The sequence below is a fragment of the Pseudomonas sp. AF03-9 genome, from assembly GCF_020515815.1.
Taxonomy (GTDB): Bacteria; Pseudomonadota; Gammaproteobacteria; order Pseudomonadales; family Pseudomonadaceae; genus Aquipseudomonas.
Map to the genome: position 1 here is coordinate 54,765 of NZ_JAHPJF010000006.1, position 13,121 is coordinate 67,885.

Here is a 13,121-nt window from a genome sequence, read left to right on the forward strand (position 1 = left end):
GCACGGAGCGGGCGCCGCCTTTCAGACGTGACGAACTTCAACAATCTCGTACTCGATCACGCCACCCGGCGTCTTGACGGCCACCACATCCCCCTCTTCCTTGGCAATCAAGGCGCGGGCCAGCGGTGAACCGACGGAGATCTTGCCGAGCTTGAAGTCAGCTTCGTCCTCGCCAACGATGTGGTAGACCACACTTTCGTCAGTCTCGACATTGGCGATTTCCACGGTCGTGCCGAAAATCACCTTGCCGGTCTTCGGAATGGTCGTCACGTCGATCACCACCGAGTTCTGCAGGCGGCCTTCGATGTCACGGATCCGCGCCTCAACCATACCCTGCTGCTCGCGAGCAGCGTGGTATTCAGCGTTTTCCTTCAAGTCACCCAGCTCGCGGGCCGTACCGATGTCCTGGCTCAGCTTTGGACGGACGACCTTGGTCAGATGGGCGTGTTCCTCTTCCAGGGCCTTGAAGCCCTGGACGGTCATTGGGTATTTGGTCATGCCTTCAATCCTGCGTGTAGATCCTGCAAGCGACGCACGGTCTTTTCCGGACCGAACTTGAGCGCTTCGCAGATAGCTTCGCCAGCAGCAATGGTGGTGGTGCAGTAGATCTTGTGCTGCAAGGCGTTACGACGAATGGAGTAGGAATCCGCGATCGACTGGCGACCTTCAGTGGTGTTGATGATCAAGGTGACTTCGTCGTTCTTGATCATGTCGACCACGTGCGGACGGCCTTCCGTCACCTTGTTCACGCGACGCACTTTCAGACCGGCAGCCTCGATCAGCTTGGCGGTCCCGGCAGTGGCCACGACTTCGAAGCCCAAGTTGATCAGATCACGGGCAACGCCTGCAACCAGTGGCTTGTCGTCATCACGCACGCTGATGAACGCAGTACCGCCGGTCGGCAGCACTTCGCTGGCGCCCATCTGGGCCTTGGCGAATGCTTCACCGAAGGTATCGCCCACGCCCATCACTTCACCAGTGGACTTCATTTCAGGGCCCAGGATCGGGTCCACACCAGGGAATTTGGCGAATGGGAACACCGCCTCTTTCACGCTGTAGAAGTTCGGGATGATTTCCTTGGTGAAGCCGATTTCCTTCAGGGTCTTACCAGCCATCACACGGGCAGCGATCATGGCCAGGGAAACACCGATGCATTTGGAAACAAACGGCACGGTACGCGAAGCGCGCGGGTTGACTTCAATAACGTAGATGTCTTCGCCTTGCAGCGCCAACTGTACGTTCATCAGGCCGACCACACCCAGCTCCAGGGCCATTTTCTTGACCTGTTCGCGCATCTCGTCCTGGATGTGCACCGGCAGCGAGTACGGCGGCAGCGAGCACGCGGAGTCACCGGAGTGAACGCCAGCCTGTTCGATGTGCTGCATGATCGCGCCGATCACCACGTCGGTGCCGTCGCAGACAGCGTCCACGTCCATTTCGATGGCGCAATTGAGGAAGTGGTCCAGCAGCACCGGGCTGTCATTGGACACTTTCACGGCGTCACGCAGGTAACGCTTGAGCTCTTCTTCTTCGTAGACGATTTCCATCGCCCGACCGCCCAACACGTAGGACGGACGCACCACCAGCGGGTAGCCGATCTTGCTGGCTGCACGGATGGCCTCGTCTTCGCTGCGCACAGTGGCGTTTGGCGGCTGACGCAGGTTCAGGCGCTCAACCATTTGCTGGAAGCGCTCACGGTCTTCGGCACGGTCGATGGCGTCAGGGCTGGTACCGATGATCGGCACGCCAGCAGCTTCAAGGGCGCGAGCCAGTTTCAGCGGGGTTTGGCCGCCGTACTGGACGATCACGCCTTTGGGCTTCTCGACGCGTACGATTTCCAGTACGTCTTCCAGGGTCACTGGTTCGAAGTACAGGCGATCAGAAGTGTCGTAGTCGGTGGACACAGTTTCCGGGTTGCAGTTGACCATGATGGTCTCGTACCCGTCTGCGCGCAGGGCCAGAGCGGCGTGTACGCAGCAGTAGTCGAACTCGATACCTTGGCCGATACGGTTTGGACCGCCGCCCAGGATCATGATCTTGTCGCGACCCGACGGCGCCGCTTCGCACTCCTCCTCGTAGGTGGAGTACAGGTACGCGGTATCGGTGGAGAACTCGGCAGCGCAGGTGTCAACGCGCTTGTAGACCGGGAAGATCTCCAGCTTGTGGCGATGGGTCCGCAGGTTTTTCTCGGTCACGCCCAGCAGCTTGGCCAGACGCTGGTCGGAGAAACCTTTGCGCTTGAGGCGGAACATCATGTCGCGGTCGATGCTGGCCAGACCCAGGGTCTTGACCTTCTCTTCTTCCTTGATCAGATCTTCGATCTGCACCAGGAACCACGGGTCGATCATGTTCATGCCGAAGATGTCTTCGACGGACAGGCCGGCACGGAAGGCATCAGCCACGTACCAGATACGCTCGGCGCCCGGCACGGTCAGCTCGCGCTTGAGCACGCTCATGCTTTCCGGATTGCTCAGGTCGAGCTTCTCGTCCAGGCCACAAACGCCCACTTCCAGGCCGCGCAGGGCTTTCTGCAAGGATTCTTGGAACGTACGGCCGATGGCCATGACTTCACCCACGGATTTCATCTGGGTGGTCAGGCGCGCGTCAGCCTTGGCGAACTTCTCGAAGGCGAAACGTGGCAGCTTGGTCACGACGTAGTCGATGGACGGCTCGAAGGACGCCGGAGTCTTGCCACCGGTGATGTCGTTCGACAGCTCATCCAGGGTGTAACCCACCGCCAGCTTGGCCGCGACCTTGGCAATCGGGAAGCCGGTGGCTTTCGAGGCCAGAGCCGAAGAGCGGGATACACGCGGGTTCATTTCGATCACGACCATGCGGCCGGTGTTCGGGCAGATGCCGAACTGAACGTTGGAACCGCCGGTTTCCACGCCGATCTCGCGCAGTACCGCCAGGGAGGCGTTACGCAGGATCTGGTATTCCTTGTCGGTCAGGGTCTGCGCTGGAGCCACGGTGATCGAGTCACCGGTGTGCACGCCCATCGGGTCAAAGTTTTCGATGGAGCAGACGATGATGCAGTTGTCCTTCTTATCGCGGACAACCTCCATCTCATATTCTTTCCAACCGATCAGGGATTCGTCGATCAGCAGCTCTTTGGTCGGCGACAGGTCCAGGCCGCGGGCGCAGATTTCTTCGAATTCTTCACGGTTGTAAGCGATACCGCCACCCGTGCCGCCCATGGTGAAGGACGGACGGATGATGCACGGGAAGCCCAGGGTCTCGAGGACCGCGTTGGCCTCTTCCATGCTGTGGGCGATACCGGAACGCGGGCACGCCAGGCCGATGGATTTCATCGCCTTGTCGAAACGCGAACGGTCTTCAGCCTTGTCGATGGTGTCGGCGTTGGCACCGATCATCTCTACGCCGAACTTTTCCAGGACGCCTTCGCGCTCCAGGTCCAGGGCGCAGTTCAGGGCAGTCTGGCCACCCATGGTTGGCAACAGTGCGTCCGGACGCTCTTTCTCGATGATCTTGGCAACGGTTTGCCACTTGATCGGCTCGATGTAGGTGGCGTCGGCCATGTCCGGGTCGGTCATGATGGTGGCCGGGTTGGAGTTCACCAGGATGACGCGGTAGCCCTCTTCGCGCAGGGCTTTGCAGGCCTGGGCGCCGGAGTAGTCGAATTCGCAGGCCTGGCCGATAACGATCGGGCCAGCGCCAAGAATCAGGATGCTTTTTATGTCTGTACGTTTTGGCATGGGTTTGTCACTCAAATCCGCAGGTCAGTCGGCAAGCCGTCTTGAACAATCTTTGAAGAGCCTGCGGGGGCCACCGAGGTACGGGGCCGCCCGCAGGCCGCTCAGTCAGCGTCGCTTGGCCATCTCATTGATGAAACGGTCGAACAGCGGCGCTACGTCGTTCGGGCCAGGGCTCGCTTCCGGGTGGCCCTGGAAGCTGAACGCGCTCTTGTCGGTGCGCTCGATGCCTTGCAGGGAGCCGTCGAACAGCGACTTGTGAATGGCGCGGACATTGCCCGGCAAAGTCGCTTCATCCACCGCAAAACCGTGGTTCTGGCTGGTGATCATGACGACGCCAGTGTCCAAGTCCTGCACAGGGTGGTTGGCGCCGTGGTGGCCGTGACCCATTTTCAGGGTCTTGGCGCCGGAGGCCAGGGCCAGCAGTTGGTGACCGAGGCAGATGCCGAACATCGGGATCTCGGTTTCCAGCACGTCCTTGATCGCCTGGATGGCGTAGTCGCACGGCTCAGGGTCGCCCGGGCCGTTGGACAGGAACACGCCGTCCGGTTGCAGGGCCAGGACATCGCTGGCCGGGGTTTGCGCCGGCACCACGGTCACGCGGCAGCCGCGCTCGACCAGCATGCGCAGGATGTTGTACTTGACGCCGTAGTCGTAGGCCACAACGTGGTAAGGCAGCTCGGCGGCCTCGATGGTCGCGTGACTGTCGGTCTTCAATTCCCAGACAGTGGAGCGCCACTCATACGATTCCTTGGTGCTGACCACTTTTGCCAGGTCCATGCCTTTCAGGCCAGGGAAACCCTGCGCAGCAGCAATTGCAGCAGCTTCGGAAATATTGTCACCGACCATGATGCAGCCGTTCTGCGAGCCTTTTTCACGCAGGATGCGTGTCAGGCGGCGCGTATCGATACCGGCGATCGCCACAACATTGTTGGCTTTCAGGTAATCGGACAGCGACATCGTGTTACGCCAGTTGCTCGCAACCAGTGGCAGGTCACGAATCACCAGACCAGCCGACCAGACACGATCAGACTCGACGTCTTCCGGTGTAGTACCGGTGTTGCCGATGTGTGGATAGGTCAGGGTAACGATCTGTTGGGCGTAGGAAGGATCGGTAAGGATTTCCTGATAGCCGGTCATGGCGGTGTTAAACACCACCTCTCCAACGGTCTGACCGTCGGCTCCAATGGCTTCGCCGCGAAAAATGCTGCCATCAGCAAGGGCGAGTATGGCTGGCTTAGTCAAGAAGACCTCCCGTAAATAAAGCCTGAAAGGGCGATCGCAGGTTGTAAAAAAGCGGAGTGACGTATGGACACGTCACCCCGCTTCTTCACTGAATTAATCTGCGCGCTTTTAGTGGACACACTAAAGCTGTAGCTTACAGAAAAAGGCTTTTTGGGTCCACCGCTAATGAGCCTAAAAGGCAGGGGAATGCGACAGGACGTCGCTTAGCGGGTAAAAACGGGGCCTCAGGATAATCCTGACACCCCGTTTTAGCTACTGATTAGTGCAGATCCAGCACATCACGCATGTCATACAGACCCGGCTCACGGCCGTCCAACCAGAGCGCAGCACGCACCGCACCCTTGGCAAAGGTCATGCGGCTGGATGCCTTGTGCGTAATCTCCAGACGCTCGCCTTCGGTGGCGAACAGCACCGTGTGATCACCGACCACATCGCCACCGCGCACGGTCGCAAAGCCGATGGTGTCACGCGCACGCGCCCCGGTATGGCCTTCACGACCGTACACCGCAACCTTCGACAGATCACGACCCAACGCATCGGCAATTGCCTCACCCATGCGCAGCGCAGTGCCCGAGGGCGCATCGATCTTGTGACGGTGATGGGTTTCGATAATCTCGATGTCCGCCTCATCTCCCAGCACCCGCGCCGCCAGATCCAGCAACTTGAGCGACAGATTCACGCCGACACTGAAATTGGCCGCGAACACGACAGGAATCTCCTTGCCCGCCTCCACCAGCACCTGCTTCTGTTCAGCACTCAAGCCCGTAGTACCGATGACCATGGCCTTGCCCGCCTTGCGGCAGAACGCCAGGTTCTTCAGCATCACGTCCGGCAGGGTGAAGTCGATCAGGACGTCAAATTCATCCGCCACCTGCTCCAGGCTGCCCGACAGCGAAACGCCGATCCGACCCAACGAGGCCAACTCACCGGCGTCCGCACCGATCAACGTGCTGCCGGGGCGAACGATCGCCGCCGTCAGCCCGGAAACCGGCGAGCGCTGCTGCACCGCCTCGATCAGCGTCTTGCCCATGCGCCCGGCAGCGCCCATTACGGCTATACGTCGCATATTCATTCCTTACAGGTCGCCGAAGAAGCGCTTCACGCCATCGAAAAAGCCTGTGGTTTTCGGCGAATGGGAGTCATCACCTTCCAGCGAACTGCGGAACTCTTCAAGCAACTCGCGCTGACGACGATTCAGATTGACCGGCGTTTCAACCGCCACACGGCACATCAGGTCGCCAGCACCGCCACCGCGCACCGGCGCAACGCCTTTGCCACGGATACGGAACTGCTTGCCGGTCTGAGTCCCCTCAGGGATCTTCAGCTTGACCCGACCATCCAGCGTCGGAATCTCCAGCTCGCCACCCAGCGCCGCATCCACAAAGCTGATCGGCACTTCGCAGAACAGGTGCTTGCCATCACGCTGGAAGATCGAGTGCTCGCGCACATTGATCACCACGTACAGGTCGCCCGTTGGCCCGCCCTGAGTGCCCGCTTCGCCCTCACCCGACAGGCGGATGCGATCACCAGTATCCACGCCCGCCGGCACTTTCACCGACAGCGTCTTGTACTCTTCGACACGCCCTTCGCCGTGGCATGAATCGCACGGGTCGGAAATGATCTTGCCCTGGCCATGGCAACGCGGGCAGGTCTGCTGCACCGAGAAGAAGCCCTGCTGCATGCGGACCTGACCAATACCACCGCACGTCGGGCAAGTGATCGGCGAGGAGCCTTTCTTGGCACCCGAGCCGTCGCACGGCTTGCAGTTAACCAGTGTCGGCACACGAATGTTGACGCTGGTGCCGCGCACGGCCTCTTCCAGGTTCAGCTCGAGGGTGTAGCGCAAGTCGCTGCCACGCTGGGCCCCGCCACGCTGACCGCCACGACCACCGCCGAAGAAATCACTGAACACATCGCCGAAAATATCGGAGAAATTCTGACCACCAAACCCGGCACCACCGCCACCCATGCTCGGGTCGACGCCGGCATGGCCATACTGGTCGTAGGCCGCACGCTTATTGGGATCAGACAAGCATTCGTAGGCCTCGTTGGCCTCTTTGAACATCTCTTCGGATTCTTTGCTATCCGGATTACGGTCCGGGTGGTGCTTCATCGCCAGGCGACGGTAGGCCTTCTTCAGGTCCGCATCGCTGGAGCCGCGCTCCACACCCAACACTTCGTAATAGTCACGCTTTGCCATAAGTCTTTGCACTCTTGTAGGACGTTCAGCCAGACCCTCCTGAGCCTTGCCAAACTCGTTGAGCCCCAATACAGGCCCGGACCCAACTCACGTCAATTCAACGATCCTGGTCATAACTACTTTTAGCCAGGGACCTGGCCAAAAATGCGGTATTTACTGCTCGGAAAGCAGGAGCATTCCCGATCACACCGCCAGCATCCGAGCGATGTCGCATGCTGTAAAAATTCCCATACCCCAGACACGCCAACGCGGGAGCAAGCTCCCGCGCGGCGACATCCTACCAGTCACCGCTTGATAGCGGTCAACCGGACGAGCAACTTACTTCTGCTCTTTGACTTCTTCGAACTCAGCATCAACCACGTCGTCGTGCTTGGCTTCAGGCTCTGCCTGTTGCGCGCCGCCCTCAGGCTGAGCCTGTTGTTCGGCGTACATCTTCTGAGCAACCGGCGCGGAGACTTTCGACAACTCCTCAACCTTGGCATCGATGGCAGCCTTGTCGTCGCCCTTGATGGCGGCTTCCAGGGCAACCACGGCAGCTTCGATCGCGGTCTTCTCTTCGGCAGTCACTTTGTCGCCAGCATCAACGACCATTTTGCGCGTCGAGTGAACCAATGCATCACCCTGGTTACGGGCAGCGGCCAGCTCTGCAAACTTGGCGTCCGCGTCAGCGTTGGCTTCAGCATCACGAATCATCTGTTGAATTTCTTCATCAGACAGACCGGAGTTGGCCTTGATCGTGATCTTCTGCTCTTTGCCGGTAGCCTTGTCTTTCGCACCAACGTGCAGGATGCCGTTGGCGTCGATGTCGAAGGTCACTTCGATTTGTGGCACGCCACGTGGTGCTGGTGGAATCTCGGCCAGGTCGAACTTGCCCAGGGACTTGTTCTGCGCAGCCTGCTTACGCTCACCTTGCAGCACGTGAATGGTCACAGCGCCCTGGTTGTCATCGGCAGTCGAGAACACTTGCGATTTCTTGGTAGGAATCGTGGTGTTTTTCTCGATCAGCGCAGTCATCACGCCACCCATGGTTTCAATACCCAGGGTCAGCGGGCTGACATCCAGCAGCAACACGTCTTTCACGTCGCCGGCCAATACCGCGCCCTGGATAGCAGCACCCATGGCAACCGCTTCGTCCGGGTTAACGTCTTTACGTGCTTCTTTACCGAAGAACTCGGTTACTTTTTGCTGTACCAGCGGCATGCGAGTCTGGCCGCCGACCAGGATCACGTCGTTGATGGAACCAACGTCGATACCGGCATCTTTCAATGCAATGCGGCAAGGCTCGATGGTGCGCTGAACCAGGTCTTCGACCAGCGATTCCAACTTGGCGCGAGAAATCTTCACGTTCAAGTGTTTAGGACCGGTGGCGTCTGCAGTGATGTACGGCAGGTTCACGTCGGTCGCATTGCTGGACGACAGTTCGATCTTGGCTTTTTCAGCAGCTTCTTTCAGACGCTGCATCGCCAGCGGATCACCCTTGAGGTTCATGCCGCTTTCTTTCTTGAATTCGTCGACGAGGTAGTCGATCAGGCGAATGTCAAAGTCCTCACCACCCAGGAAGGTGTCGCCGTTGGTGGCCAACACTTCGAACTGGTGCTCGCCGTCAACTTCAGCGATCTCGATCACGGAGACGTCGAAAGTACCACCACCCAGGTCATAAACGATCACGGTGTGGTCGCCTTTGGCCTTGTCCATACCGTAAGCCAGAGCGGCCGCAGTAGGTTCGTTGATGATACGTTTTACGTCCAGGCCCGCGATACGGCCGGCGTCTTTGGTTGCCTGACGCTGGCTGTCGTTGAAGTAGGCCGGAACGGTGATGACCGCTTCAGTCACTGGCTCGCCGAGGTAGTCTTCGGCGGTTTTCTTCATCTTTTTCAAGACTTCAGCCGAGATCTGCGGTGCAGACATCTTGTTGCCGTTTACTTCAACCCAGGCGTCACCGTTGTCAGCCTTGGCGATTTTGTACGGAACCATCTTGATGTCTTTCTGCACGACTTCTTCGTCGAACTTACGACCGATCAGACGCTTTACCGCGTACAGAGTGTTGTGCGGGTTGGTGACAGCCTGGCGCTTGGCCGACTGACCTACAAGAATTTCACCGTCATTGGCGTAAGCAATGATCGACGGCGTGGTACGCGCGCCTTCGGCGTTTTCGATAACTTTAGCTTTACCGTTTTCCAGAACGGAGACACACGAGTTGGTGGTCCCCAGGTCGATACCGATAATTTTGCCCATGATTTACTCTCCCGAAACTTGAATTTGGTTGCCGCAGCAGTGGTGGCTAACTGCGGTAGCACTTAAACGCTTGACTTATAGATGGGGGCCTTGCGGCGGATTTCAAGCCTGCTCATCAATAGAAGGTGCAACAGGTGCCGGCGTCTTGCTTACCACCACCATTGCCGGGCGCAACAAGCGACCGTTGAGCAGATAACCCTTCTGGAACACTTTCAACACGCTGTTCGGTTCAAGGTCATGGCTTTCCTGCATGGCCATGGCCTGGTGATGCTCAGCGTTGAACGGCTCGCCGCCTTGCGGATCAATCGCCTCCAACTGATAACGCTTCAGGGTGTCCTGGAACATTTTCAGGGTCAGCTCGATCCCTTCGCGCATTGGGCGGATGTTTTCATCGTCCGGGTTGGACAAATCAAGGCCACGTTCCAGGCTGTCGATAATCGGCAGCAGGTCGCCAGCGAATTTTTCCAGCGCGAACTTGTGAGCCTTCTCCACATCCTGCTCGGCACGGCGGCGGACGTTCTGCAGATCGGCGGCAACACGCAGAGCCTGATCATTCGCCGCAGCCAATTGCTCTTCGAGCACTTGCACACGCGTTGCCAGCTCATCACCGACAGCCGAATTGGCGTCTGGAGTTTGCGTATCCTGCGTCTGTTCGTCAGCCATAGTTTTCTCCTTTCAAAATCATGCGCGAACTCAACTCGCGCTTCTGTTCCGGTATATGGGGCCACAATTTCCAGGTTCAAGGGCCAGAGCGTTACCAAAAGTCGTTCACGTGCTCCGGATCAGTTCCTGCACGATCATTCCTCATCGCGCTAAAAAAAACAGCCGATCAAGCAAATCGAGCTAAGCATCAGGATTGTCAGCCCAGAACAAAACACTGTATAAATAACCAGACCTAACGCCTGGGAGCGCCCTCATGCTCGTGCACCTGTCTGTACATAACTACGCCATCGTTGAACACCTGGATCTCGAACTGGATCGCGGGATGAGCGTAATCACGGGCGAAACCGGCGCCGGTAAATCGATCATGCTCGACGCCCTGGGCCTGACCCTCGGTGACCGCGCTGATAGCGGCGTGGTGCGCCCAGGCGCAGACAAGGCCGACATCCTCGCGACCTTCGACCTGGCAGACATTCCCGAGGCTGAAGCCTGGCTGGCCGAACGCGACCTTAATAATGACGGCCCATGCATCCTGCGCCGGGTCATCACCGCCGAAGGCCGCTCACGTGGCTATATCAATGGCACGCCCTGCCCCCTTGGCGACCTGAAAGCCCTGGGCGAGTTACTGATCGACATCCACAGCCAACACGAACACCAGTCCCTGCTAAAAACCGACACCCATCGTCGCCTGCTTGACGAGTACGCCGGCGCCACCGACCTTGCGCGACAAGTGCAACTGGCCGCCCAACGCTGGCGCCAGACCCGCCAGGAACTGGAACGCCTTTCCAATTCCGGCGACGAACAGCGTGCTCGCCACCAGCTACTCAGCTACCAACTCGAAGAACTCGAAAGCCTGGGCCTGGGCGAGACCGAACTGGAACAGCTTGAGCAGGAACACAAAAACCTGACCAACGCCGAAACCCTGCTGGGTATTTGCCGCCAGGTGGTCGAGCAGTGCAGCGAAAGCGACTCCGGCAATGTGCTCAACGCACTGACTGCCAGCCTCAATCGCCTGTCCAGCGTTAACAACGCCTCTGGCTCCCTTTGCGAAGCCACCACCCTGCTGACCAGCGCCCAGATTCAAGTGGAAGAAGCCGTCGGCGAGCTGAATCGCTTCCTCGACCATTTCGACGCCGACCCGGCACGACTGCAGGAAATCGAAGAGCGCCTGGACACTATCTATACCCTGGCGCGCAAACATCGAATCCAGCCCACCGAAGTGGCAGCGATGCAGCAGAAGCTGCTGGATGAAATCGAAACCCTGAATGCCAATGACGAATCCATCGAGCGACTCGGCGATGAGCTCGCCTCTTTCGCCCGCCACTATCAAGAGAAGGCCCGCGAACTAAGCGACCTGCGCCAACAGGCCGCCACCAGCCTCGCCAGCGCAGTGGAACTGGAAATCCAGCGCCTGGGCATGCCAGGCGGACGCTTCACCATCGAGCTACGCGCCAACTCCAACGCCGAACTGCAACCTCACGGCCTTGAACAGGTAGAACTACTGGTCAGCGCCAACCCTGGGCAGCCGCTCAAGGCACTGGCAAAAGTAGCGTCCGGCGGCGAGCTGTCCCGGATCAGCCTGGCCATCCAGGTCATCACCGCACAGACATCTCGCGTGCCAACGCTGGTATTCGATGAAGTGGACGTAGGGATTGGTGGGCCGACCGCGGAAATTGTGGGCCAACTGCTACGCCGACTGGGAGATCGCGGTCAGGTACTTACCGTCACTCACCTGCCGCAAGTGGCGGCCCAGGGGCATCAACACCTGTTCGTGCACAAAGTCCGCGGTAGCGATGCGACGCACACGGCCGTGTCCAAGCTGAACAAATCGGAACGCGTGGAAGAAGTAGCACGGATGCTCGGCGGCATCGACTTGACCAAGGAGTCCTTGGCGCACGCGAAAAAAATGGTAGTGGCGTCGAAGGCCTGACCTGACGCTTTTACCTTTATATAGAACGCACGAAGGCGACCCCAGGGTCGCCTTCGTGCGTTTCGCAGAACAAATCTGCGCTATTTTTACTTTTTCTTACGGATGTACAACACGAGATTATGGTCAATCAAATCGAAGCCATGCTCTTCAGCTATTTTGTGCTGGAGCGCTTCGATTTCCGGACTGGTGAACTCGATAACTTCGTTGGTATCCAGGTTAACCATGTGATCGTGATGACCACCGTCAGCCAGTTCAAATACCGCATGACCGCCGTCGAAATTATGACGAACCACCAGCCCTGCGGCTTCAAACTGGGTCAGCACACGGTAAACCGTGGCCAGGCCAACGTCCTCGTTAGACTCCATCAGCGCCTTGTAGACATCTTCGGCGCTCATGTGACGCTGCTCAGCAGAATCGAGCATTTGTAGAATCTTGACTCGTGGCAGAGTCACTTTAAGACCGGCTTTACGTAGTTCGCTATTTTCAACCATGGTTAGCTTTCTCGCGGATGCTGCTTCGCAGCTTCTCTTAATACGGGTATGATCGGCGTTTACGTTGTCCCAGCCAAGATAGTGGAAGTCGCCCACCGATGCAAAACACCAAGCTCTTGCTAACCAGTTTCACCTTTGTGGGACTGCTCGCACTCGCCGGTTGTTCATTCCCCGGGGTTTACAAAATCGACATCCAGCAGGGCAATGTCGTCACGCAGGACATGATAGACCAGTTACGCCCGGGAATGACCCGACGGCAAGTACGGTTTATCATGGGTAATCCCCTGCTGACCGACACTTTCCATGCTGATCGCTGGGATTATCTCTACAGCATCCAACCTGGTGGCGGTGAGCGCCAGCAGGAACGCGTCAGCGTCATTTTTAATGGCAACGACCAGCTTGTGAGCCTGTCCGGTGACTTCATGCCTGGCGTAAGCCGCGATGAAGCCTTGCTCGGCAAGGACAACGGCACCAACGTGACTGCGCCTGCGCAGGAAGCCGAGAAGCCGAAGTCCGAAGTCCCTGCCAAACCAGGCTCTCTGCTCGACAAGATCCAGAAAGACGTCGACGGCGTGGAAACTGTTCCAGTCCCAACGCCACAGCCTCTGGACACCAGCCCGCAGTAAGTGTGCGGCGCTCAAAAAAGC

Annotated in this window: 10 protein-coding genes; 2 read left to right on the forward strand and 8 right to left on the reverse strand. The window is 58.4% G+C overall.

The genetic code is table 11. The features are described from left to right. Window positions 1-21: 21 nt before the first annotated feature. From greA to grpE, 7 genes are all read right to left on the reverse strand, one after another. Entirely contained in the window at window positions 22-498 is a 477-nt protein-coding gene (gene greA / locus LIY36_RS11310) for a transcription elongation factor GreA (protein ID WP_003235048.1), read from the reverse strand. After that, window positions 495-3,716, reverse strand: a complete 3,222-nt coding sequence (carB, locus tag LIY36_RS11315) for a carbamoyl-phosphate synthase large subunit (RefSeq protein ID WP_192298924.1) — start codon at window positions 3,714-3,716, stop codon at window positions 495-497. The genes greA and carB overlap by 4 nt, the downstream gene beginning before the upstream one ends. Window positions 3,717-3,821: 105 nt before the next feature. Continuing rightward, on the reverse strand, window positions 3,822-4,958 hold the full coding sequence (gene carA / locus LIY36_RS11320) for a glutamine-hydrolyzing carbamoyl-phosphate synthase small subunit (protein WP_226455731.1): 1,137 nt from the start codon (window positions 4,956-4,958) through the stop codon (window positions 3,822-3,824). Window positions 4,959-5,217: 259 nt separating this feature from the next. Continuing rightward, a complete protein-coding gene (dapB, locus tag LIY36_RS11325; protein WP_192298926.1) occupies window positions 5,218-6,024 on the reverse strand; it encodes a 4-hydroxy-tetrahydrodipicolinate reductase in 807 nt (268 codons plus the stop codon). A 9-nt stretch (window positions 6,025-6,033) separates the two neighbouring features. After that, window positions 6,034-7,158, reverse strand: a complete 1,125-nt coding sequence (dnaJ, locus tag LIY36_RS11330; RefSeq protein WP_192298927.1) for a molecular chaperone DnaJ — start codon at window positions 7,156-7,158, stop codon at window positions 6,034-6,036. Window positions 7,159-7,476: 318 nt separating this feature from the next. After that, window positions 7,477-9,393: a molecular chaperone DnaK gene (dnaK, locus tag LIY36_RS11335; protein WP_226455732.1), complete on the reverse strand. Its 1,917-nt coding sequence runs from the start codon at window positions 9,391-9,393 to the stop codon at window positions 7,477-7,479. A 102-nt stretch (window positions 9,394-9,495) separates the two neighbouring features. Further along, window positions 9,496-10,056: a nucleotide exchange factor GrpE gene (gene grpE / locus LIY36_RS11340; RefSeq protein ID WP_192298929.1), complete on the reverse strand. Its 561-nt coding sequence runs from the start codon at window positions 10,054-10,056 to the stop codon at window positions 9,496-9,498. Between the two features lie 253 nt (window positions 10,057-10,309). Between grpE and recN the strand changes: the two genes are divergently transcribed. Next, a complete protein-coding gene (gene recN, locus LIY36_RS11345) occupies window positions 10,310-11,983 on the forward strand; it encodes a DNA repair protein RecN (protein WP_226455733.1) in 1,674 nt (557 codons plus the stop codon). 86 nt (window positions 11,984-12,069) lie between these two features. On the opposite strand, the gene fur is transcribed toward recN, so the two are convergent. Next, window positions 12,070-12,474, reverse strand: coding sequence for a ferric iron uptake transcriptional regulator (fur, locus tag LIY36_RS11350; RefSeq protein WP_226455734.1), 405 nt, complete (start codon window positions 12,472-12,474; stop codon window positions 12,070-12,072). Between the two features lie 98 nt (window positions 12,475-12,572). On the opposite strand from fur, the gene LIY36_RS11355 reads away from it, so the two are divergent. After that, on the forward strand, window positions 12,573-13,100 hold the full coding sequence (locus LIY36_RS11355) for an outer membrane protein assembly factor BamE (RefSeq protein WP_192298931.1): 528 nt from the start codon (window positions 12,573-12,575) through the stop codon (window positions 13,098-13,100). Window positions 13,101-13,121: the final 21 nt, after the last annotated feature.